The sequence below is a fragment of the Opitutus sp. sgz309028 genome (genome assembly GCF_059821195.1).
In genome coordinates, this window is sequence record NZ_JCAMRR010000002.1 from 1,101,054 (window position 1) to 1,124,531 (window position 23,478).

Annotated in this window: 19 protein-coding genes; 13 read left to right on the forward strand and 6 right to left on the reverse strand. The window is 64.1% G+C overall.

Annotated elements, in window-relative coordinates; all coding sequences use genetic code 11:
- Nucleotides 1-33: 33 nt before the first annotated feature.
- Entirely contained in the window at nt 34-798 is a 765-nt protein-coding gene (locus tag AC6RV7_RS10300) for a type II secretion system protein (protein WP_500093886.1), read from the reverse strand.
- 245 nt (nt 799-1,043) lie between these two features.
- On the opposite strand from AC6RV7_RS10300, the gene ilvE reads away from it, so the two are divergent.
- The 5 genes from ilvE (at nt 1,044) to AC6RV7_RS10325 (ending at nt 8,183) form a co-directional block, all read left to right on the forward strand.
- The gene (gene ilvE / locus AC6RV7_RS10305; RefSeq protein WP_500093887.1) at nt 1,044-1,910 is read left to right on the forward strand and encodes a branched-chain-amino-acid transaminase; all 867 of its coding nucleotides are present in this window, start codon (nt 1,044-1,046) and stop codon (nt 1,908-1,910) included.
- Nucleotides 1,911-2,074: 164 nt separating this feature from the next.
- The gene (locus tag AC6RV7_RS10310; RefSeq protein WP_500093888.1) at nt 2,075-2,581 is read left to right on the forward strand and encodes a UvrB/UvrC motif-containing protein; all 507 of its coding nucleotides are present in this window, start codon (nt 2,075-2,077) and stop codon (nt 2,579-2,581) included.
- A gap of 4 nt (nt 2,582-2,585) precedes the next feature.
- Nucleotides 2,586-3,677, forward strand: coding sequence for a protein arginine kinase (locus AC6RV7_RS10315; RefSeq protein WP_500093889.1), 1,092 nt, complete (start codon nt 2,586-2,588; stop codon nt 3,675-3,677).
- Nucleotides 3,678-3,691: 14 nt separating this feature from the next.
- Nucleotides 3,692-6,211, forward strand: a complete 2,520-nt coding sequence (locus AC6RV7_RS10320) for an ATP-dependent Clp protease ATP-binding subunit (protein WP_500093890.1) — start codon at nt 3,692-3,694, stop codon at nt 6,209-6,211.
- A 202-nt stretch (nt 6,212-6,413) separates the two neighbouring features.
- Nucleotides 6,414-8,183: a hypothetical protein gene (locus AC6RV7_RS10325; RefSeq protein WP_500093891.1), complete on the forward strand. Its 1,770-nt coding sequence runs from the start codon at nt 6,414-6,416 to the stop codon at nt 8,181-8,183.
- A 47-nt stretch (nt 8,184-8,230) separates the two neighbouring features.
- Here AC6RV7_RS10325 and AC6RV7_RS10330 read toward each other — a convergent pair whose 3' ends face one another.
- The gene (locus AC6RV7_RS10330; RefSeq protein ID WP_500093892.1) at nt 8,231-9,148 is read right to left on the reverse strand and encodes a LysR family transcriptional regulator; all 918 of its coding nucleotides are present in this window, start codon (nt 9,146-9,148) and stop codon (nt 8,231-8,233) included.
- Nucleotides 9,149-9,443: 295 nt separating this feature from the next.
- On the opposite strand from AC6RV7_RS10330, the gene leuC reads away from it, so the two are divergent.
- Nucleotides 9,444-10,871, forward strand: a complete 1,428-nt coding sequence (leuC, locus tag AC6RV7_RS10335; RefSeq protein ID WP_500093893.1) for a 3-isopropylmalate dehydratase large subunit — start codon at nt 9,444-9,446, stop codon at nt 10,869-10,871.
- Nucleotides 10,872-10,975: 104 nt separating this feature from the next.
- Nucleotides 10,976-11,581, forward strand: a complete 606-nt coding sequence (leuD, locus tag AC6RV7_RS10340) for a 3-isopropylmalate dehydratase small subunit (RefSeq protein ID WP_500093894.1) — start codon at nt 10,976-10,978, stop codon at nt 11,579-11,581.
- Between the two features lie 64 nt (nt 11,582-11,645).
- Here leuD and AC6RV7_RS10345 read toward each other — a convergent pair whose 3' ends face one another.
- Together AC6RV7_RS10345 and tyrS are read right to left on the reverse strand one after the other, a co-directional pair.
- On the reverse strand, nt 11,646-12,509 hold the full coding sequence (locus AC6RV7_RS10345; protein WP_500093895.1) for a diacylglycerol/lipid kinase family protein: 864 nt from the start codon (nt 12,507-12,509) through the stop codon (nt 11,646-11,648).
- A gap of 94 nt (nt 12,510-12,603) precedes the next feature.
- On the reverse strand, nt 12,604-13,881 hold the full coding sequence (gene tyrS, locus AC6RV7_RS10350) for a tyrosine--tRNA ligase (protein WP_500093896.1): 1,278 nt from the start codon (nt 13,879-13,881) through the stop codon (nt 12,604-12,606).
- Nucleotides 13,882-14,108: 227 nt separating this feature from the next.
- Between tyrS and AC6RV7_RS10355 the strand changes: the two genes are divergently transcribed.
- The 6 genes from AC6RV7_RS10355 (at nt 14,109) to AC6RV7_RS10380 (ending at nt 21,971) form a co-directional block, all read left to right on the forward strand.
- Nucleotides 14,109-14,582 carry a redoxin domain-containing protein gene (locus AC6RV7_RS10355; protein WP_500093897.1) on the forward strand — a complete coding sequence of 158 codons (474 nt, stop codon included), beginning with the start codon at nt 14,109-14,111 and terminating at the stop codon, nt 14,580-14,582.
- A gap of 75 nt (nt 14,583-14,657) precedes the next feature.
- Entirely contained in the window at nt 14,658-17,495 is a 2,838-nt protein-coding gene (locus tag AC6RV7_RS10360; RefSeq protein ID WP_500093898.1) for an aconitate hydratase, read from the forward strand.
- 185 nt (nt 17,496-17,680) lie between these two features.
- On the forward strand, nt 17,681-18,193 hold the full coding sequence (locus AC6RV7_RS10365; RefSeq protein WP_500093899.1) for an STAS domain-containing protein: 513 nt from the start codon (nt 17,681-17,683) through the stop codon (nt 18,191-18,193).
- 79 nt (nt 18,194-18,272) lie between these two features.
- Entirely contained in the window at nt 18,273-19,712 is a 1,440-nt protein-coding gene (locus AC6RV7_RS10370) for a PP2C family protein-serine/threonine phosphatase (protein ID WP_500093900.1), read from the forward strand.
- Nucleotides 19,713-19,785: 73 nt separating this feature from the next.
- Nucleotides 19,786-21,015: a tryptophan synthase subunit beta gene (gene trpB / locus AC6RV7_RS10375; protein WP_500093901.1), complete on the forward strand. Its 1,230-nt coding sequence runs from the start codon at nt 19,786-19,788 to the stop codon at nt 21,013-21,015.
- A gap of 83 nt (nt 21,016-21,098) precedes the next feature.
- Nucleotides 21,099-21,971 (forward strand): YicC/YloC family endoribonuclease, encoded by an 873-nt coding sequence (locus AC6RV7_RS10380; protein ID WP_500093902.1) that lies wholly within the window; start codon nt 21,099-21,101, stop codon nt 21,969-21,971.
- Between the two features lie 27 nt (nt 21,972-21,998).
- Here the strand turns inward: AC6RV7_RS10380 and lspA are convergent, their stop codons facing one another.
- Together lspA and AC6RV7_RS10390 are read right to left on the reverse strand one after the other, a co-directional pair.
- The gene (gene lspA / locus AC6RV7_RS10385) at nt 21,999-22,553 is read right to left on the reverse strand and encodes a signal peptidase II (RefSeq protein ID WP_500093903.1); all 555 of its coding nucleotides are present in this window, start codon (nt 22,551-22,553) and stop codon (nt 21,999-22,001) included.
- Between the two features lie 31 nt (nt 22,554-22,584).
- The gene (locus AC6RV7_RS10390) at nt 22,585-23,478 is read right to left on the reverse strand and encodes a TraR/DksA family transcriptional regulator (protein ID WP_500093904.1); all 894 of its coding nucleotides are present in this window, start codon (nt 23,476-23,478) and stop codon (nt 22,585-22,587) included.

Consider the following 23,478-nt stretch of genomic DNA (forward strand, 5'->3'; position numbering starts at 1 on the left):
GGGCCGGGCGCGCGTTTGACGCTGAAGCCTTGTTTAATCCGCCGCCGAGGGGGCGACTCCGGACGGCGTGCCGATCGCGCCGCCCTTGCCGTAGATCCGCTGTGTGCCGGAACGCGGGATCGTCTTCGTGATGTCGGAGGTGGTCTTGCCGTTCGTCTGCACCAGCTTGCCGGCGGCGGGACCACCCAGGTCATTGTAGAACTGCACGTTTCCGCCGAGGAAAACGATGTGTCCGCCGACCTCGCCGTAGACGGAGCGGCCGCTGCCATCGGCGTTGTTGTCCCAGGTGCCGTCTGTCCTGAGTCCGCGGGTGAACGCGATCGGAGTCGTGGAGGGGTCGCTCATCTTCAATCCGCCGACGAACTCGACGCTGGGCGTGCGCGCCGCGAAGGCGGGACTCAGCGTGAGCCGGCTGGAGTCGTTAGGATCGAGCACAGCTGAGGGGATGCTCGCGTCGCCCAATGGATCCAACTTGGAAAAATAGAGCGATGCGTCGGTGAGTGCGCCGGACTTCGCGAGCAGTCCCGCCCAAACATGAATCCGATCGCCGCCGGTGAGCGTCGCCGCCGAAGCGCTGGCCGGATCGGGGAGGCGGTCGTTGTTGTCGCCCGCGTAGATCATTGCGGCCTTGGCGATCTCGCGGAGATTGTTCGCGTCCACGGCGCGCTGGGCTTTGTCGCGCACGGCACCGATCGTGGGGATGAAGATCGCGGCGAGGATTCCGATGATCGCGATGACTGTGAGCAGCTCGATCAATGTGAAACCGCGCGCAGCCGGAAGGCGTGGGGTGAAGCGCATGGAGAATCAGGGGTGGCAGACGCTCCTAACGAAAAACGATGGCGACAAGCGCAAAACCGCTCCCGCGTTTTGCGTCCCGGCTCATCCAGTCTGCCGCCGCGCCCCGATAAACGCAAAGCCGTGCACGCCCAAACGGAGTGTCATACATTATATGACACTCTGTTTGGAGTCGGCGAAGAAGAGAGCGGGTGGGGTTGGTGGCGGGGCTGGACAAGGGTTTTTGCGGCCGCGTAGTTTGGCGCGACATGAAGATCTATCTAGACGGAAAGTTCGTCGACGAAGCGGAGGCGAAGATCTCGGTGTTCGATCACGGACTGCTTTACGGCGACGGCGTTTTCGAGGGCATCCGGCTTTACGAAGGAAATGTCTTCCGTCTCGAAGAACACCTGGAGCGGCTCGAATGTTCCGCGAAGGCCATCCTGTTGAAACTGCCCCTCAGCCGCCGCGAACTGGCGGAGGCGACATGCGAGACCTGTCGTCAAAACGGTCTGCGCGATGCGTATGTCCGCCTCGTCGTGACGCGCGGCGTCGGCGATCTCGGACTCGCGCCGTGGCTGTGTCCCAAGCCCTCGCTGTTCATTATCGCGAGCAAGATCGCGCTTTACCCGCAGGAGCATTACGACAACGGCCTCAGCATCGTCACCGTGCCGACGCGGCGCATCAATCCGGCGGCGTTGCCGTCGACCGTGAAGTCGCTGAATTATCTCAACAACATTCTTGGCAAGATCGAGGCGCGGCAGTTCGGCGCGCTCGAGGCGATCATGTTGAACGATCAGGGCTACATCGCGGAGTGCACCGCGGACAACATCTTCATCGTGCACAAGGGCGAGATCCTCACGCCCGCGGCGTCGCAAGGGGCGTTGAAGGGCGTCACCCGCGGAACGATCTTCGACATCGCGGCGGAGATCGGCGTGCCGATCCGCGAAGCGAATCTCACGCGCTACGACGCCTGGTGCGCGGACGAATGTTTCCTCACCGGCACGGGTGCGGAGGTGATTCCGGTGGTGAAGCTCGACGGTCGCGAGATCGGCACCGGCAAACCGGGCCCGATCACGCAGCGTGTGCTGGCTTCGTTTCGCCGCCGCGTGCTCACCGAAGGCACGCGCCTCTGATCTGCGGATGATGTCCTCGCGTTGCGAATGCGTCATGCGTGTGCCGATGCGGCGCGCGGCTGCGCAGCAACGACGCGGATCATGAAACCGCGCGGTAGAATCCTCCCAGCACTTGCCAGCGGTCGACCCCGTGGCATGGTTGCTGCAGAAACCTGAACGACTCCATGCCGAACCCACTCAAATGCGATCTCTGCTCGAAACCGGCGACGGTTCACCTCACGCAGATCGTCAACAACAAGGTCCACAAAGTCGACCTGTGCGAGGAGTGCGCGCAGGCGAAGGGCGTTACCGATCCCAGTGGCTTTTCGCTTGCCGATCTGCTGCTGAAGGCGTCGCTGAACCCGGAGCCGGCGAACCTGTCCGGCGTGCGGTGCGAGCAGTGCGGCTTCACTCCGAACGATTTCAAGAAGCACGGGCGCTTCGGGTGTCCGGCCTGCTACGATACGTTCACCAGCCTGATCGAGCCGATGCTCGACAGCATGCACAAGGGCACCGTGCACACCGGCAAGGTGCCGCAAAAAGCCCTCGCCCGGAAATCACTCCAGGACCGCCTCTCCAAACTCGAACTCGACCTCACCGACGCCATCAAGGCCGAGCGGTATGAGGACGCCGCGCGTTGTCGCGATGAAATCAACGAAGTCAAACAAAGCTTTGGGCAACCGTCGCGTTAAGGCCATGACGATTGCGTCGCTCATCGACACGCCTTCCGAGCTGACCGACTCGGGCAGCAGCAAGACGGCTGTCGTTCTCATGACGCGCATCCGGCTTGCCCGCAATCTCGCTGGCACGCCGTTTCCGGGCTGGGCCAAGCCGGCCAAGCGCGGTGAGATCTTCGCGCTTTGCCGCGAGGCGCTCTCCGCCACGTCGGCGCTGAAGCGCAGCCTTTGCGTGTCGGTCGAAGAGATGACCGAGCTCGAGAAGCAGATTCTCGTCGAGCGCCATCTCATCAGCCGCGAACTGAGCGGGGCGAAGGCGGGATCCGGCGTCGTCATCAGCAAGGACCAGTGTTTTTCGGTCATGATCAACGAGGAGGATCACCTGCGCATTCAGGTGCTCCGTTCGGGCTTCCAGCTGAAGAAGGCGTGGAATGCCATCAACGACCTCGATACCACGATCGAGGACCGGCTCGATTATGCGTTCTCGCCGAAGCTCGGCTATCTGACGGCGTGCCCGACCAATCTCGGCACCGGCATGCGTGCTTCGGCGATGATGCACCTCCCGGCGCTCGTGATCGCGAACCAGATGGAAAAGGTTGTCCGCGCCGTGAACCAACTCGGCATGGTCGTGCGCGGTTTGTTCGGCGAAGGTTCCGACGCCAGCGGCAGCATTTTTCAGATTTCGAACCAGACCACGCTCGGCGAATCCGAGGACGAGATCATCAAGCGACTGGGCAGCGTGCTGACGTCGATCGTCGAGCACGAGCTCAACGCCCGCCAGAAGCTGCTCGAAGCGGACCCGGCGAAGCTGTTGGACAAGATCGGCCGCGCTTACGGCATCCTGCGCAACAGCCACGTGCTCAGCTCGAGCGAGGCGATGAATCTTCTCTCGTTGCTGCGCCTCGGTGTGGATCTCAAGGTGTTTCCGGAGGCGGATCGCGCCACGATCGACCGCTTGTTCATCGAAGCGCAGCCGGGACATCTCCAACACGCGCAGAAGGGCGAGTTCGAGCCCGGGCAGCGTGACCTGCTTCGCGCGGGACGTCTCCGGGCGGAGTTTGCCAATTTCCCTCAACCCAACTTTACTTTCACGGCAGACGGGTCGAATTAAAATTTTATATACACATGTCCCAAGAACCCATGAACAATTTCACGCCACGCGCGCAGCAGGTGCTCGCGTTGGCCCGCAAGGAGGCGGACCGTTTTCACCACAATTACGTGGGGACGGAGCACATCCTCCTCGGGCTGATCAAGCTCGGGCAGGGCGTCGCCGTGAGCGTGTTGCAGAAAATGGGCTTGGACCTTGAGACCGTGCGCTCCGCCGTCGAGAAGCAGGTGGGCACCGGTCAGGAAACCAAGACCCAAGGCAGCATTCCTTACACGCCTCGCGTGAAAAAGGTCCTCGCCCTCGCGGGCAAGGAAGCGAAGACGCTCAATCACTCCTACGTCGGCACCGAGCACATCCTGCTCGGCCTGCTGCGCGAAGGCGAGGGCGTCGCCGCCCGCGTGCTCAAGTCGCTCGACATCGATATCGAGCGCACGCGCAACGAAATCCTCCGCGAACTCGATCCGCAGTTTTCCAGCAGCCAGGCCGGCGAAGGCCCCGGCGAGGAAGCCGCCGCGGGCACCCCGCAGCGCGGTGGCGCCGAGGACAAAAAGGAGGTCAAGACTCCCGCGTTGAAGGCGTTTGGACGCGACCTGACCGAACTCGCCCGCAAGGGCGAGATGGATCCCGTCGTCGGCCGGAAAAACGAAATCCGCCGCGTCGTCCAGATCCTCTGCCGTCGCACGAAAAACAATCCCGTGCTCATCGGCGAGGCGGGCGTCGGCAAGACCGCGATCGTCGAAGGCCTCGCGCAGGAAATCGCCAGCGGCAACGTGCCCGAGATTCTGCTCGAGAAGAAGGTCATCACCCTCGATCTCGCTCTCATGGTCGCGGGCACGAAATACCGCGGCCAGTTCGAGGAGCGCATCAAGGCGGTGATGGACGAGATCAAGCGCGCCAAGAACATCATCCTCTTCATCGACGAGCTGCACACTATCGTGGGCGCCGGCGCGGCCGAGGGCGCGATGGACGCCTCCAACATCTTCAAGCCCGCGCTTTCGCGCGGCGAACTGCAGTGCGTCGGCGCGACCACCCTCAACGAATACCGCAAGTATATCGAGAAGGACTCCGCGCTCGACCGTCGCTTCCAGTCCGTGAAGGTCGAGGCTCCGTCCGTCGACGACACGATTCTCATCCTCAAGGGCATCCGCTCCAAGTATGAGGATCACCACAAGGCGATCTTCACCGACAAGTCGATCGAGGCGGCCGCGAAACTCTCGGATCGCTACATCACCGGGCGTTTCCTGCCCGACAAGGCCATCGACGTCATGGACGAGGCCGGTTCGCGCGCGCGCATCGGCGCGCTCAGCCGTCCGCCGGACGTCGAGAACCTGACGAAGGAAATCGAGCGCATCTGCGGCCTGAAGGAAAAGGCCATCAGCGAGCAGCATTTCGAAGAGGCCGCGCGTTATCGCGACCAGGAGAAGCAGCTGCGCGTGAAGCAGGAACAGATCACGGAAGAGTGGAAGAAGGCCCGCGACGAAAAGCGCGTGACCATCGACGAGGACTTGATGATGCAGGTCGTCGCCGACTGGACCGGCATTCCGCTCAGCCGCATGGAAAAGAAGGAGAGCGAGAAGCTCCTCTCGATGGAAAACGAGCTGCAGAAGGTCGTCATCGGCCAGGATCAGGCCGCCGTCGCCATCGCGCGCGCGCTCCGTCGCTCCCGGGCGGACCTCAAGGATCCGCGCCGTCCGATCGGTTCCTTCATGTTCGTCGGCCCCACCGGCGTCGGCAAAACGATGCTCGCGAAACAACTCGCGGCGCAGATGTTCGGCAATCAGGACGCGATCATCCAGATCGACATGTCCGAATACATGGAAAAGTTCGCCGTCTCGCGTCTCGTCGGCTCGCCTCCGGGCTATGTCGGCTACGACGAAGGCGGCCAGCTGACCGAGGCCGTGCGGCGTCGCCCGTATTCGGTGATCCTCTTCGACGAAGTCGAGAAGGCGCATCCGGACGTCATCCAGATTCTCCTGCAGATCCTGGAGGACGGACGTCTCACCGACTCGCTCGGTCGCACCGTCGATTTCCGCAATACGATCATCATCATGACCTCGAACGTCGGCGCCCAGCTCCTGCAGCGCCAGACCTCGATGGGCTTCGGCGCGATCGGGCAGAGCGTCAACGACGCCGAGAAGATGCGGGAAAAGGTGCTCGAAGAGGCCAAGCGCATCTTCAAGCCCGAGTTCCTGAATCGTATCTCCGACATCATCTTCTTCCGCCCGCTCGGGAAGGAAGATCTGGTCAAGATCGTCGAACTCGAAACGGCAAATTTCGCGAAGCGTCTCGCCGAGCGGAAGATCACGCTCGAGTTCACGACGGCCGCGAAGCAACTGCTCATCGAGAAGGGCTACGACGAGAAATACGGCGCGCGTCCGCTGCGCCGGGCCGTCGAGCGCTACCTCGAAGATCCGCTCGCCGAGGCGCTGTTGCGCGGCGAGGTGAAGGATGGCGAGCCGTGCCTCGTGGATCGCGAAGGCGACAAGCTGGTCTTTCAACAAAAGGCCCCCGCTGCGGATAGCGGCGTGGCGCCCTGACAAAACAAAGGCGACCACCCGTCGTCTCACAGAAACCCCGCCCCCCGAGAACAACGGGAGCGGGGTTTTTTGTTTTCACCGTCATCGCGGCCAGCCCGACCGAAGCGTTTTTCCCGCGAATTCTTCGCTTCGCGCGACCGGCGCGAGCCGATAAACGAATGCCGTGATCTCCGCGCGCCTTCGCGTTCTCCTCGTCTCTTCCTTGCTCTTGGGCGGCATCGTGCCGGCCACGGGAGAATTGGCGGCAGCGGAAATTCCGACGGCGGAGATGGATCACCCACCGACCGCGGAGCGGCTGGCGGCGATCCATGCCGCCGCCCAACGCGACGGTTGGGCCGCGCAGGCTGCAACGTTGCGCGCGGTGGCATTGGGCGCGTTCGAAAAGAACCGTCTGCCCGCCGCGTCGGCGTGGCTCTCGATGTATCGGTGGGCGACGCTTTGGGCGGAGACCGAAGCGCATTTCATTCCGCGCTGGGGGAAGGCGATCAACGCGGCCGGCGTGGGACACCCGAACATGGAAACCGACTACCGGCTGCTGCCGCGCCCGCTCGGCGCGCGGGTTTCACCGGAGTTACAGCTCTGGCTGCTCGGGCATCCGGACTTTTCCGCCGCGTTTTTCGAACTGCTCGATCCCGTCGACTACCTGCCGCAGACGTTCTCGATTCTGAACGATCTGCACGGGCGGGATCCGCAACGTTTCGCCAACTACGCCAACCTCGCGCTGGCCATCGCGCTCGTCTACGACGTCGCGCCGCCGCCCTCCTGGCCGCATCCTCAGGTATCGGATGAACAACTACCACGACGCTGGCCCACGGCCGCGGCGGCGTTCGGCTGGTGGACGACGCAGGACCAGCGTGGCCGCACGTTTCACAAGCTCGGGCGGCTCGCGGCCGGCGATTTGAAGTTCGTCGTCGATGCGACCGCGCCGTTCGACCAGCTCGAATGGTCGCAGCAGGTTTCAAATTACCCGCTCACGCACCTTGAACGCGCCTACACGATGGTGCGTTATCGGCAGGACCGCCTCGTCAATCGGCGGCTGCAGTGGCCGGAAAAGAGCTACACGCTCGTCCAGATTCTCGGCGACGGCGGCATCTGCGTGGATCAGGCCTATTTCGCGACGCAAACGGGCAAGGCGCGCGGCGTGCCGACGCTCTTCTTCGTCGGCGCGGGCAACGACGGCCGGCATGCGTGGTTCGGGTTTCTCGACGAAAATCTGCGCTGGCGGATGGATGTCGGCCGCTATGCCGAACAGAAATTCGTCACCGGCCTGACCCACGATCCGCAGACCTGGCGCGCGATTTCGGATCACGAGCTGCGCTTCCTGGCGGAACGGTTTCGCGCGCTGCCATCGTTTCAGCAATCGCGTGTGCACGCGGATTTCGCCGCGGAGTATTTGAAATCCGGAGACGCGGCCCGCGCGGCGCAGGCCGCCCGCCGGGCAGTGAACTACGAACGTCGCCATCGCGACGCGTGGGAGACGTTGCTCGCGGCGGAAACGGCGCAGGGGCGCAGCCCGAAGGAGCGCGAGGGCACGCTGCGGGAGGCGATGCTGGCGTTTGCCCGTTATCCAGATCTCGAGGCCGGCTATGCGCGGCGGATCGTCGAGAGCCTGCGAGCGCGCGGCGAGACGAGCCTCGCGGCGGTCGAGGAGCAGCGGCAGTTGCGAAAATATCGCGGAGATCGCAGCGATCTCAGCATCCAGCAGGCGAGGGAGGCGTTGATCCGGGTGGTGACCAGTCAACCGGTCGCGGAACAGATCCGGGTTTATAACGCGACGGTCGACTCGCTCGGCCGTGACGCCGGCATCGCGTTTTTCGACCAGATCGTCGTCGGCTTCGTCGAACACCTGCTCAACTTGAAGCAAATGCAGCCGGCCCGACAGGCGGCGGAGCGCGCGCGCGCGGCTCTGAAGGTGGAACGCGGAAGCCAGCTCGAGAGCGAGTTTGCGGCGTTGCTGCGGAAGATCAAATAACGCGGCTTGTCGGCCCACGGCCGGCGTCGCTCGTCGCGCGGAAAACGCTATGGGCTGGTCCGTGCCGCGCGCGCGGCGACGTCGATGAACGCCTGCAGCGCCGGATCGGGCGGCGGATGTTTACGCCAGCCAATCACGAGTCGGCTCTCGGGCGTCGGACCTTCCAGTTCGCGAAAGATGACCTCCGGCGGCAGATACTGCGCCTCCGAGGGCGTCATGAAGGTCGCGCCGAGGCCGGCGCGGACGAGACCGACGGCGTTGGCGCGCGGCCAGACTTCCTCGGCGATGCTCGGAATGACTCCGACCCGCGCAAACGCAGAGAGGATCCGGTCGTAGAAACCGGGATTGTGCGATCGCGGAAAGACGACGAACGGTGTCGCGGCGAGATCGCGGAGCTGGAATTTCGCGCGTTTCGCCAACGGATGCGTCGCGGGCAGCAGCACGCCGTTGCGCTCGCGCAGCAGCAGCCGGGTATGCAGGCCCGGCGTCGCGGCGTCGGGATGGAAAAAGCCGCACGCGAGGCTCCCGTTTTCCAACGCGGCCAGCTGTGCGGAGGTCGGCGATTCGTTGAGCTCCACGCGCACGCCGGGAAAGCGCTGGTTGAACTCGCGCAGAATGCCCGGCAGCACGGTCGCCATCGCGAGGCCCGTGAAGGCGACGCGGATGTGTCCGACTTGGCCGGACGACAGTGCCGTGAGTTCGGCGGGGATTGCGGCGAGCCCGCGCAGCAGCGGCTCGATTCGCTCAAGCAGGAGCCGGCCGGCGGGCGTGATCTCGACGCCGCGGCGGGTGCGGTTGAGCAGATCGCAATGGAGGGCGGACTCGAGTTGCGCGATGGCCCGACTGAGCGCCGGCTGCGCGATCGCGAGACTTTCGGCTGCTTTGCGGAAATGCAGCTGCGTCGCGACCTCGCGGAAGTAAACGAGATGGCGAAGCTCGAACGGAAATTGGTATTCGCGCGGCATGAAAGCGTCGCTTTGGGTTCTGGACTTCTGGTTCCGGGTTCCGGGTTCTGAGTTTTGGGTTTTGAGTTTTGGGTTTTGGGTTCGGGGTTCGCGCGCCGGGAGAGTGAATCGTGCGCTTCTTCTGATGCCGAGATGGCATCACAGCAAGCGAAAGAAGTATTTCCTGTTATGACCTCCGGCTGGTAAAGTGGCGGGCTTCCTGGTTCGGAGTTCTGGATGAAAGGCTGTCGGCGATAACGTCGGCGGGCTCGACAATCCGGAGCGCGGGACCCAGAACTCGAAACCTATTTTCCCCATGGCCAAATCTCTGTTCCAAAAAGTCTGGGAGACGCACACCGTCCGCAAGCTGGCGAACGGGCAGACGCAACTCCTGATCGGCACGCATCTGATCCACGAGGTCACGAGCCCGCAGGCCTTCGGCATGCTGCGCGATCTCGGTTTGAAAGTGGCGTTTCCGCACCGGACGTTCGCGACGGTCGACCACATCGTGCCGACGGACCAGTTTGTCGAACCGTATCGCGACCCGCTCGCGCAGGCGATGATGGACGAGCTGCGCAAGAATTGCGCGGAGTTCGGCATCACCTTCTTCGATCGCGCGACCGGCAAACAGGGCATCGTGCACATCGTCGGACCGGAGCAGGGCATCACCCAACCGGGCACGACGATCGCGTGTGGCGACTCGCACACGAGCACGCACGGCGCGTTTGGCGCGATCGCGTTTGGCATCGGCACCAGCCAGGTGCGCGACGTGCTGGCGACGCAAACGATGGCGCTCGGCCAGTTGAAGGTCCGTCGCATCGAGGTGAACGGCAAGCTGCGCGCGGGCGTTTATGCGAAGGACGTCATCCTGCACATCATCCGCACGCTCGGCGTGAACGGCGGCACCGGTTACGCGTATGAATACGCGGGCGAGGTCTTCGACCGTTTCACGATGGAGGAGCGCATGACGGTGTGTAACATGTCCATCGAAGGCGGCGCGCGCGTCGGCTACGTGAATCCGGACGAGACCACCTTCGCTTATTTGCAGGGTCGTCCCTACGCGCCGAAGGGCGCTGAGTGGGATGCGGCTGTCGCCCGCTGGAAAGCGGTCGCGAGCGATCCGGGCTGCCATTACGACGATGTGGTCAAGATCGACGCCGGGGAAATCGCGCCGACCGTTACCTGGGGCATCAACCCGGGCCAGGGTATCTCGATCAACGAGCAGATCCCCGATCCGGCGAAAGCGACCGACACCGACGAAAAGGCCAACATCGAAGAGGCGCTCGCTTACATGAAGCTGCAGCCCGGCGCGCCGATCAAAGGCACGAAGATCGACGTGGCGTTTCTCGGTTCCTGCACGAACGGCCGCCTGAGCGATTTTCAGGAGGTGGCGAAGTTCATCAAGGGCAAGCGCGTGGCGCCCGGCGTGAAAGCGATCGCCGTGCCCGGCTCGCAGATCGTCGCGCTGCAGTGCGAAAAGCTCGGCCTCGACAAGATCCTGAGCGAGGCCGGCTTCGAGTGGCGCGCCGCCGGTTGCTCGATGTGCCTGGCGATGAATCCCGACAAGCTCATCGGCGAACAGCTCTGCGCGAGTTCGTCGAACCGCAACTTCAAGGGCCGCCAAGGCAGTCCGACCGGCCGCACGATCCTGATGAGTCCGGTCATGGTCGCCGCCGCCGCGGTGACCGGCACCGTCTCCGACGCCCGTGAGGTGTTCGGGGTCCAACCAACGGGCGAAAACTGATCGGATCCGCCGGGGTTCCGGGTTCTGAGTTTTGGGTTTTGAGTTACGAACCCAAGCCAACCCAGAACTCGAAACACAAAACCTTAAACAGAAACGAAGTTTCCATGGCTCTCGAAAAAATCACCCAGGTCGCCGGTCGCGGCGTGTATGTGCCGGGCAACGACATCGACACGGATCGCATCATTCCCGCGCGCTTCATGAAATGCGTCACGTTCGACGGACTCGGCGAATACCTGTTCTTCGACGTCCGCAAGAACGCCGACGGCACCGACAAGCCGCATCCGCTCAACGATCCGCGCTTCAAAGCCGCCACGATCCTGCTGTCGGGCTCGAATTTCGGCTGCGGCTCGTCCCGCGAGCACGCGCCGCAGGCGATCCAGAAATACGGTTTCCGCGCGATCATCGCCGAAAACTTCGCCGAGATTTTCTTCGGCAACAGCACCGGCCTCGGCATCCCGTGCGTCTCCGCGAGCCGTGAGGACATCGCGAAGATCGCCGCCGCAATCGAAAAGGATCCGCAGACCGAGGTCGTCGTCGACGTCGCGAAACAGGAAGTGCGTTTCGGCAGCCAAAGCGTGAAGGCTTCGATTCGCGAGTCCGCGCGCGACGCACTCGTCAACGGTCGCTGGGATCCCATCGGCGAACTCCTCGAAGGACTGCCGACCGTGAAGGAGACGGCCGGCAAGCAGCCGTATTTCGCCGCAGTCTGAGATTCGCGAGCGATCGCGATTCCGGCAGATGCAGCGGACGACCCCCTCGGGGATCGTCCGCTTTTTAGCGTCCCGGCGTCATGATCCGCAGGCTGGCGGGACGGATGGAGAAGTCGACGATCCGTCCGGCCTCGTAGGTTTCGCCGTCGGTGTGCAGCGGCCCGGGCGCATCGCGTTCGACGGTGAAGCGCGTGCCGCGCCGGAAGAGGACGCGGCGGTCGTGCGCGAGCGTGCCGCGAAAAAGCCGCGCGAGCAGCGGGGCGGCGTTGAGGAGGTTCACCGGAGGAATCGCGCAAAGATCGAGCTGGCCGTCGTCCGCGCGCGCCCCCGGCGCGACGATCGCGTTGTTGCCGTATTGGTCGCTGTTCGCGACCGCGAGGGTGAAGGCGAGGCGCTCCTCAATGTGTCCGTCGCAATGGATCCGGTAGCGTTGCGGCTGCCACAGACGAAACGCCCGCGCGCTCGTGGTGAGGTAGCGGAGGAATCCGCGGTGTTGGAGCGCGTTGAACCGCTGCGCGATTTCCGCCTCAAAGCCGAGGCCGGCGAGGGTAAAAAACGGATGTCCATCGGCCAGGCCGCTGTCGATCGGGCGCGGCGTCCCCGCTTCCAGGATACGCAACGCGTGCGCCACGGAGCCGTGAATGCCGAGATGACGACCGAGGCCGTCGCCGGAACCGCTGGGCACGAGGCCGAGGATCGCAGGCGTGCCGACGAGGCTCGATGCGACTTCGTTCATCGTGCCGTCGCCGCCGACCGCCGCGATCAAGTCGCAGCCCTCGGCGAGCGCGCGAGCGGCGAGCTCGCGGGCGTGACGCGGTCGTTCGGTGAACGCCACGGCGGCGCCGCGGTGGCGGGCAAATTCCTGGACGGCGGGGAGTGCGCGCGCCGCGCGGCCGGAACGCAGGTTGACGATGAAACGCGTTTTCACGGGGCGCGGGTCGGGGCGGGACGCGGAGGAGCGTGAAACGCGACGCGGTGAGCGGAAGCGGCGGGGTCGGGAGACCCGCCCTACCTCCTTCAACTTACACGAGGCGCAGGACGGCGTAGGTGCGTTTGCCTTTGCGAAGCAGGAGGTATTTTCCGAAGAGGAGTTCGCCGCTCGCGACGGTGCGGGAGACTTCGACGACGCGCACGTTGTTCACGTAGATGCCGCCGCCTTCGATGTCCTTGCGCGCTTGTCCTTTCGAGTTCGCGAGGCCGGCGTGCAGGAGCAGGTCGATCAACGACGCGCCGGAGCCCTCGAATTTCGCGCGCTCGGTGTCCTTGGTGGGGACTTCGCCGACGACGTCCTTGAAGGTGGATTCGGCGATGCCCTCGAGACCGCCGCCGAACATGATTTCACTCGCGCGGATCGCGTCGGTCGCGGCGGACGCGCCGTGCACGATCGTCGTGACTTCGCGGGCGAGGGCGCGGTGGGCTTCGCGAGCGCCGGGATTGGCGAGGTGTTTCGCCTCCAGTTCCTCGATTTCGGGCCGCGATAGAAACGTGAATTTCTTGAGGTAGCTGACGACCATCGCGTCCTCGGTGTTCACGAAGAACTGGTAGAACTTGTAGGGGCTGGTGCGCTCGGGATCGAGCCACACGGCGCCGCCCTCGGTTTTGCCGAACTTCGTGCCGTCGCTCTTCGTGATGAGCGGAAACGTCCAACCCCACGCGGGCTGACCCAGTTTCTTGCGGATGAGGTCGGTGCCGGCGGTGATGTTACCCCATTGGTCGCTGCCGCCGATCTGCAGCTCGCAGTTGAAATCGCGGCGGAGCACGTAGAAGTCGTGCGCCTGGAGCAGCTGGTAGCTGAACTCGGTGTAACTGATGCCATTGTCGCCGCCGAGGCGCGACTGGACGGAGTCCTTCGCGAGCATGACGTTGACGGAAAAATGTTTTCCGACGTCGCGGAGAAAATCGAGGAAGCTGATGGGTGCGGTCCAGTCGGCATTGTCGACGAGGCGCGCGGGATTGGCCGGGGCGTTGAAATCCAGCAGACGCGCGAGCTGCGATTTGATGGCGGCGACGTTGTGGGCGAGCTGCTCGCGGGTGAGGAGATTGCGCTCGGCGGATTTACCCGAAGGATCGCCGACCATGCCGGTGGCGCCGCCGGCAAGGGCGATCGGGTGATGGCCGGCGAGTTGGAAGCGACGCAGCGTGAGCTGGCCCATGAGATGGCCGACATGGAGCGAATCGCCCGTCGGATCGAAGCCGCAATACAGTGTCACCGGCCCTTGGGCGCAGCGCTCGGAGAGGGCCGCGAGGTCGGTGCAGTCGGCATGGAGGCCGCGCCATTGCAGGTCTTCGATCAGGTTCATGGAAATCGGAGTTAACCGGTCGGGTGAGTCGCGGCGCAAAACAAATTTGCCGCGGGACGGTGAGTGCAAAAAACGCCGGCTTATGCATTTTTGGGCCGGCGCAGAAAGCCCACTTCTTTCCGGAAAAACGGTTTGCGCGCCGCGACGGCCGGGGTTCTACCTTTTGTCTGCCTGCGTGCCGGCCGATCGGGCGCGGGCTTTACACGCCCAACCACCAGAATCCTGACATGCCCCTCGCCATTGGTTCCAAAGCGCCCGATTTCACGTTGAAAAGCAAGACCGCGGAAGGTCTGAAAGACGTGCGGCTCAGCGAGAGTTTCGGGCAGCGCCAGACCGTGCTGCTGTTTTTTCCCGCGGCGTTCACCGGCGTCTGCACGCAGGAGATGTGCGACCAGAGCGCGGGCTTGGGCGATTACGAGAAGCTCGGCGCGCGCGTGATCGCGATCAGCGTCGACACGCCGTTCGCGCAGGAAGCGTGGGCCCGGCAGAACAACATCACGGTCACGCTCGCGAGCGACCTGAACAAGACCGTGACCAAGGCCTACGACGTCGTCCTGTCGGGTTTCGCGACGATGTATGAGGCGGCGGCGCGCGCGGCATTCGTCATCGACCGGGATGGCGTGATCAAATACGCCGAACAGACACCGACTCCGAAGGATCTTCCGAATTTCGCCGCGATCAAGGCGGCGCTGGCGAGCTGACCCTCGAGCCGCGACGCGCTGTCGCGGCTCGTTTGTTTGGGCAAAGCCCTGCCGTCACTTTATCACGATAGTCCCATGAGCACTCCGAATCCGTTCAATACCCTGCAGACGTTCTCCGCCAACGGAGCGACGCATCAATTCTACTCGATCCCCGCGCTTGAGCAGCACGGCTTCAACGTGAAGAAGCTGCCGGTGTCGATTCGCCTCGTGCTCGAGTCGCTGTTGCGGAATGCCGACGGCAAGCGGGTGCAGGAACAGGCGATCCGCCAGCTCGCCGGCTGGGGCGCGAAGGCGCCGCGCACGGAGGAGATTCCCTTCGTGGTTGCGCGCATCGTCCTCCAGGATTTCACCGGCGTGCCGTTGCTCGTCGATCTCGCTGCGATGCGCGCCGCGGTGGCGCGGATGGGTAAGGATCCGAAGGCGATCGAGCCGCTCGTGCCGGTCGATCTCGTCGTCGACCATTCCGTGCAGGTTGACTTCGCTGGTTCCGCCGAGGCGCTGGTGAAGAACCTCGAGCTCGAGTTCTCGCGCAACCGCGAGCGCTATGAATTTCTGAAATGGGGCATGCAGGCGTTCGACACCTTCAAGGTGGTTCCGCCCGGCATCGGCATCGTGCACCAGGTCAACCTCGAGTATCTGGCGAAGGGCGTGCTGAGCGACGCGAACGGTATCTATTATCCGGACACGCTCGTCGGCACCGACTCTCACACGACGATGATCAACGGCCTGGGCATCGTGGGCTGGGGCGTCGGCGGCATCGAGGCCGAGGCGGGCATGCTGGGGCAACCCGTGTATTTCCTGACGCCCGACGTCGTCGGCGTGCACCTGACCGGCGCGTTGCGCGAAGGCGTGACCGCGACCGATCTCGCGCTCACGATCACGCAGCTGCTGCGCAAGGCGAAGGTGGTCGGCAAATTCGTCGAGTTCTACGGCCCCGGCGCCGCGGCGCTGCCGGTCGTCGATCGCGCGACGATCGGCAACATGGCTCCGGAATACGGCGCGACGATGGGCTTCTTCCCGATCGACGGGGAGTGCAGCAACTATCTGCGCGCGACCGGCCGCTCCGAGGAGCACGTCGCGGTCTACGAGGCGTATTACAAGGCGCAGGGCCTGTGGGGCATGCCGCAGCGCGGCCAGATCGAGTATTCGACGGACCTGGACCTCGATCTTGCGAGCGTGGTGCCCAGCATCGCCGGACCGAAGCGGCCGCAGGATCGCATCGAGTTGCCGGCGTTGAAGCGCGAGTTTATCTCGGCCTTCTCGAAGCCGGTGACCGAAAGCGGCTTTGGCAAGAATCCGGCGGAATTCGAAAAGACGTTTCACGTGACCGGTGCGGGTTGGACGCGCCCCGGCGGCGGCAGTCAGGAGCAGGTGCCGGAGTCGGACGAGGAAGTGAGAAACACCAGCGTCACGACCGAGCGCGAAATGGCGAACAACCGTCCGACGCCGGATCAGGTTTCGGTGCGCGCCTCGCGGATCGACGGCGAGATCGGCCATGGCAGCGTGTTGATCGCCGCGATCACGAGCTGCACCAACACCTCCAATCCCTCCGTGATGCTCGGCGCCGGCCTGCTCGCGAAAAAAGCGGTGGAGCGCGGACTGCGCGTCGCGCCCACCGTGAAGTCCTCGCTGGCGCCCGGCAGCCGCGTCGTCACCGATTACCTCACCAAGACCGGCCTGCAGACCTATCTCGATCAACTCGGGTTTCAGACGGTCGGCTATGGTTGCACGACCTGCATCGGCAACTCGGGTCCGCTGCATCCGGCCATCGAGGAAGTCGTGGTCAAGAACGACCTCGTGGCGGCCTCCGTGCTCTCGGGTAACCGCAACTTCGAGGCGCGCGTGCATCAGAACATCAAGTCGAACTTCCTGATGTCGCCGCCGCTCGTCGTCGCTTTCGCGCTCGCCGGCCGGGTCGACATCGACATGGCGCACGAGCCGATCGGCCGCGACAAGGACGGTCGCGACGTTTTTCTCAAGGACCTCTGGCCGACCTTGCAGGAGGTGCGTGACCAGATGCAGGCCGCGCTGAAGCCGGAGGTATTCCGCAAGCTCTACAGCGATTTCGCCGAGCAGAATCCGAAGTGGAACGAAATCCCCGCGAGCACGGGCAACGTTTACCAGTTCGATCTCAAATCGACCTACATCCAGGAGCCGCCGTTCTTTGCGAAGTTCAGCATGGAGCCCGGCAAAATCACGGAGATCACCGGTGCCCGCCCGCTGGGCATCTTCGGCGATTCGGTGACGACGGACCACATCTCGCCGGCGGGCGCGATCAAGAAGACCTCCCCGGCGGGCCGCTTCCTCTTGGAGAACGGCGTGCCGTTCGAGGAGTTCAATTCCTACGGCTCGCGGCGCGGCAACGATCGCGTGATGACGCGCGGCACCTTCGCGAACGTCCGGATCAAGAACCTGATGCTCGGTGGCGAAGAGGGCGGCAACACGATCTATCAGCCGACGGGCGAGAAGCTCTCGATCTACGATGCGGCGATCAAGCATCGCGAAAACAACACGCCCTTGATCATCATCGCCGGCCAGGAATACGGCACAGGCTCGTCCCGCGACTGGGCGGCGAAAGGCACGAATCTCCTGGGCGTGAAGGTGGTCGTCGCGCAGAGCTTCGAGCGTATCCACCGTTCGAATCTCGTCGGCATGGGCGTGCTGCCGCTGCAGTTCAAGGAGGGCACGACCGCGCAGACGCTGAAGCTCGACGGCACGGAAACCTACGATGTCCTCGGCCTCGATGGGCGGTTGAAGCCGCAGCAGGATCTCACGCTGCGCATCACGCGTCAGGATCGCTCGGTCGAGAACGTGCCGGTGCGCTGCCGCATCGATACGCCGATCGAGATCGATTACTATCAGCACGGCGGGATTCTCCCGTATGTGCTTCGCCAGATCGTGGCGCAGGCGTGAGCCATCCGACCGGGGCGGCGCGCCGTCGACGGATCGACGAGAATCCAACGACGACGGTGGCGCCGCGATCGCGGTGCCGCGGCGCGCGATCTTTACGCAAGTATGACGTCCCCGCTCTTGCAGCTCGCGCCCAACCGGGCGAATTTCATTTTCTGAGCGAACGTCCGATTTGACGCCCTGCCGCAATGCCTGAGACCGCGACCAAACCCGTTTACCTCGTCGATGCGCACTCCGATCCCGTGATCGTGCGGATCGCCGGCCGGGCGTGTTTTCAAAACAGCGCCTGCCTGCGGGAGTTCGTGACCGAAATGCTGCGACAGGGGAAAACGCGTTTCGTCCTGGATTTTCAGCAGTGCACGAGCATGGACAGCACGTTTCTCGGCGTGCTTGCGGGCGTGGCGCTGGAGCTGAAAAAGCGTCCCGGCGGCGGCAGCTTGGTGCTGGCCCGGATGGGGGCGCGCAACCTGGAATTGGTCCGCAACCTCGGTCTCCACCGGCTGCTGACAATCGATGCGGGCGACAAGCCGCTGAATTTCGAGGCGTGTCAGACACCGTTGCCGTGTCCGGAACAGCCCGAGATCGATCGCGCGCGCCTCGTGTTGGAAGCCCACGAAAATCTCGTGACGGCCGACGAGTCGAATCGGAGCAAGTTCCAGGACGTGCTCGCGTTTCTGAAGAATCGCGTCAGCCAGACCTGAACACCGGGGCCGGCGCGTCCGCGAAACGCCGGCGGATTGAGCAATTGCGGATCGGCTCGCAGCGGGCAGGATGAACGCGATGATGCTGGCCCTTCTTTTCGGCGCTGTGCTGGGGATCGCGGCGATGCTGTGGCCGATTCATCGTGCGCGCCGGGCCGCAGCCCGGGCAGAGGAACGACGGCAGCAAGTGGCGCAGGAACGCCAGCTCGTGGTGGACTTCATGCGCCACATGGTCGAGGCGCTCGGGGAGGACGCGGCCCGGCAGGATCTGCCGCAGCGGATCGTGCACGCCGCGATCCTGTGTTCGGACGCCTTAAGCGCCTGTCTTTTCGAACGGACCGACGACGGACAGATGCGCAGTGTCGCGGTGGAGGGATTGTTTCCGCCGCATCGGCCGCTGGCGCCGGAGGTGCGGGAGAAGCTCGCGACGCGAGCGCGTTTCATCGAGCAGGTGTTGCGGTCGGAGTCATTCCCCGATCGAGAGGGCGTCGTCGGCGCCGTGGTGCAATCGGGTCAGGGACAACTGGTGGCGAATGCGGAGGCCGACCCGCGCATCGTGCGGCACGACGATCCGGCGTTGCGGGTGCGCTCGGTGATCGCGGTGCCGGTGCGTTTTCGGGAGCGGTTCTTCGGCGTGCTAGCGGTGGCGAACTCGGCGGATGGCGAGCCGTTCACGCAAAACGATTTTTCGCTCGTGGAGGCGCTGGCCGAGCAGGCGGCCCTGGCGCTGCACAATGCCGAGTTTCTCGATTTCCAACTGGAAAAGGAACGCCTCGATCTCGACCTTTCGCTCGCGAGCGGGATCCAGCAGATGCTGCTGCCGACGCGGGCCACGCGCTTCGACCGGCTCGATATCGATGCGCGTTATCAGCCGGCGCAGCGGGTGAGCGGCGATTTCTACGACCTGTTTCCCCTGACCGATACGCGGCTCGGCGTGGTCGTGGCGGATGTGTCGGGTAAGGGCATCTCGGCCTCGCTGCTCATGGCGATCTGTCGGACCAATCTCCGACAAATCGCGCGCCGGCACGAATCGCCGGCCCAGGCCTTGCGGGAACTGAACCATGCGCTGCTGGAGGACATGCGGCAGGGCACGTTCATCACGCTGCTTTACGCCGTGATCGACATCGCGCGCTCGACGGTGACGTTCGCGCGGGCCGGTCACGAGTTGCCGCTCTTCCTGCGCCGCCGCGCCGAGGGGGAAGCCCGCACCGAGTTCGTGGGATCGGACGGCATCGCCTTGGGGATGGTCGGCGACGAAATTTTTTCCGCCGCCATCGGCGATCGCACCGAGAGCTTCGTGGCCGGCGACCTGCTCGTGCTTTACACGGACGGGCTGACCGAGGCGCCGAACGAGGAGGAAAAGGAATTCGCGGGGTTCCGCCTCGCCGATGCGGTTTTTTCGGCGCGCAATGGGTCGGCGCGACAGGTCAATGACGGCGTGCTCGAGGCGTTGCAGCGGTTTGCGGGCGACGGCGTGAAACGCGACGACCTGACGCTGGTCACGATCCGGCGCGACTAGAATCCCGGGATCCGAACGCCGGAGCGAAATCCGGTTTGCGTCGCCGAAGCGCGCGCACTCACTGTTGGCTCGAATGTCCTCCGCTGCCCCCACGTCCTCGCGAATCGATCGTTTCTCTTTGCCCGATGCCTCCGGCCGCTTCGGCCGCTATGGTGGCGTGTTTGTGCCGGAAACGCTGATGACCGCGCTCGAGGAACTCGGCGCGGCCTACGAGGCAGCGCGGAAGGATCCGGCGTTTCTCGCGGAGCTGCGGCACCATTTGAAGGAGTTCGCCGGGCGGCCGACCGAGTTGTATTTTGCGGAGCGGCTGACGGAGCATTGCGGCGGCGCGAAGATTTATCTGAAGCGCGAGGACCTGCTGCATACGGGGGCTCACAAGATCAACAATGCCCTCGGCCAGGCGTTGCTCGCGAAACGCATGGGCAAGAAGCGCGTGATTGCGGAAACGGGCGCCGGTCAGCACGGCGTCGCCACCGCGGCGGTGTGCGCGAAATTCGGGCTCGAATGCGTCGTTTATATGGGCGCGGTCGATATGGAGCGACAGGCGCTGAATGTGTTTCGCATGCGCCTGATGGGCGCGGAAGTCCGCGGCGTCGAATCGGGCCAGAAGACGCTGAAGGATGCGGTCAACGAAGCGATGCGCGATTGGGTGACCAACGTCCGCGGCACCCACTACATCCTCGGCTCCGCGCTGGGCGCGCATCCGTATCCGATGATGGTGCGGGATTTTCACCGCGTGATCGGGCAGGAGACGAAGGAGCAGATACTCGCGCGGGAAGGACGCCTGCCGGATGAGATGATCGCGTGTGTGGGCGGCGGTTCGAACGCGATCGGTTTCTTCTTCGAATTTCTGGAGGACACCTCGGTGCGACTGATCGGCGTCGAAGCGGGCGGGCGCGGCATTCGCCGGGGCGAGCACGCGGCGCGCTTCGAAGGCGGCAAGCTCGGCGTGCTGCAAGGCGCGAAGACTTACATCCTCCAGGATCAGGACGGCCAGATCGAGCTCACGCATTCGGTCAGCGCGGGTCTCGACTACGCGGCGATCGGACCGGAGCACGCGTTTTACCGCGAGCAAAAGCGGATCGATTTCGCCTATGCGTGCGACGACGAGGTGCTGGAAACCTTCCAACTTTGCTCGCGGCTCGAAGGCATTATTCCGGCACTCGAAAGCACGCACGCGCTGGTTCACGGCCTCAAGCGCGCGAAACAGATGCGAAAGGACGAGATCCTGTTGATCAATCTGTCGGGCCGCGGCGACAAGGACGTCAACCAGGTCGCCAAGCTGCTCGGCGTGACGCTGTAGCTCACGGAATCGCGAGCCGCCGCGCGGGAAACGACGCCGAGAATTGTTTGGCGTTTGGCGGTTTGCCGGTTGGGATTTGGGTCATGCGAAGCATGACGGGTTATGGCCGCGCGACGGCCGCAGTCGGCAGTTTCACGCTTACCGTGCAGGTGAGCTCCGTGAATCGAAAGACGCTCGATCTCGCGATCAATCTTCCCGGCGATTGGGAAAGTCTCGAGGCCGGTATTGCCGAACAGGTGAGAAAAGTCGCGGCCCGCGGACGCGTCAGCGTGGTCGTCGAACTCACCGGCGCGCGCGGGACGAGCGAGATCGTGTGGGACGAGACCGAGGTGAATGCGGCGCTCGACCGGCTCGCGGCGATGGCCGAGGCACGCGGACTCGCGTTCGCTCCCACGCCGGAACTGCTCTGGGCCGTGGCCAATTCGCAACGCAAGCCGCTCGAAATGCCGTCGGCCGAGGAGTCGGCGGCGGTCGTGATGGAGACCGTGGAGGAGGCGTTGCGCGGGTTCGCGGCTATGCGGGCGCAGGAGGGCGAGTCGCTGCTGGTGGATTTTCTCGCGCGGCTGCGGCTGTTGAAATCGCACGTCGACGCGATCGCCGCGCGGGCACCGACCGTGCCGGCGAACTATCGCGAGCTGCTGATGCAGCGGCTGCGGCAGGCGGGCCTCGATCTCGATGTGAACGACGAGCGCGTGTTGAAGGAGATCGCGCTGTTTGCGGATCGGGCGGACGTGACCGAGGAGTTGACGCGGTTGCGCAGCCATTTCGACCAGTTCGCGACCCTGCTGAAGGGTAGCGGAGAGATCGGTCGGAAAGCCGAATTCATCCTGCAGGAAATCGGTCGTGAGGTGAACACGATCGGCAGCAAGGCCAACGACCTCGCCATTTCGAAGGCGGTCATCGAGCTGAAGAACGAGCTCGAACGCGTGCGCGAACAGATCGCCAACGTGGAGTGACGGACGGGAGCGCAGGGACGCGCCTCGTCAGCGCCGCGGTTCGCGGAACGAGTGCCAGAGGTAAACGATGACGCCGATGCAGATGCCGGCGTCGGCGACGTTGAAAGTCGGATACACGTAGCTGCCGAAGTGCAGGTCGATGAAGTCGATCACGTGCCCGTGCATCAGCCGGTCGACGAGATTGCCGGCGATGCCGCCGCAGAGGAGGCCGAAGCAGATCTGGGCCAGACGCTCGCGCAGTCCGAGCGAGTGCCGCCAGAGAAAGATCGCAATCAGCGTCGCGCCGGCGAGCAGGGCGAGAATCATGCTCTGGCCGGAAAACATGCTCCACGCGGCGCCGGTGTTGCCGACGTGAACGAGGTAGAAGAACCCGCGGATCACGCGGATCGCGCCCGGTTCGCCGTAGGTCGGAAAGGGCAGGTGTTCCGCGATCCAAAGCTTCGTGAGCTGGTCGAGGACGAAAACCGTCAGCGCGATCAGCAGCAGGTTGCGATAGGCAAGCAGGCGCTGAAGTCGGGAGACCGGAGGTTTCGGACGGGATTCCGCCGGCGGGACCGACGGAGCTGGCGAGGTCGCATTCAATCGCGGGGCGGAATCCTACCGCGGCAGCGGATTATTCGTCTCCCCCGTCCTCGTCCATGATCTTGCCACCCTCTTCGCCCAGCTCTCCGAACAGGCCGCCGGCGGTGCGGGCGCGATAACGGTTCTTCTCGAGGTCCTTCTGGGCCTCGGCCGAATAGCGCGTGAACGGCACGGCGAGGAGACGTTCCTTGGCGATCGGCTTCTGCGTGATTTCGCAGATGCCATAAGTGCCGTCGAGGATCCGCTTGATGGCGGCGTCGATCTCCGTGAGCGCTTCCTGTTCGCTGGAGACGAGGCTGAGCGCGAAGTCGCGATCGAAGGTGTCGGTGCCGGCGTCGGCCATGTGCTGGCCATAGCTCGAGAGATCGCCCGAGTCGTCCTTGCTGGAACGCTTGAGGGTCTCCTCCGAGTGAAGCTGGATGCCCTCGGTGAGATGCTTGCGGAGGTCAAGGAGCAGCTTGTAGTAGCGGCGGAATTTTTCGGGCACGTCGCGCTCCTCCATCGCGGGGGCCGGGGCGCGCTTCGGGTTGAAGCCCAGGATGTCGGAAAGGGACGCGGCCTTGATATGATTCGGCTTCGCGGGTTTCTCGAGTGTCAGGGTCGTCTTCGTGGTCGCGGCCTTGGCGGGCTTCTGCGGTTTTCCCTCCGCTTCGGGAGCCTTGGTGGTGACGGTTTTCGCAATCGCGCGGACTTCATCGAGGCTGAACGCAATCGGCTTCGAGTTCGTCTTGCGCTTCAGGATGCTGTCGCGGAGGGCGGTTTTCTTAGAGGGTTTTTCCATGGCGGGAGAGGGCTTCGCTGGCTTCGCGGAGGACACCGGCTTCGCCACCTTCGCCTTGATGGGCGCAGAGGGCTTGGATTTCAGCACGGGTTTCGCGACTTTGGATTTGGCGGGTTTCGCGGGTTTCTTGTGGTTCTTGGCCAT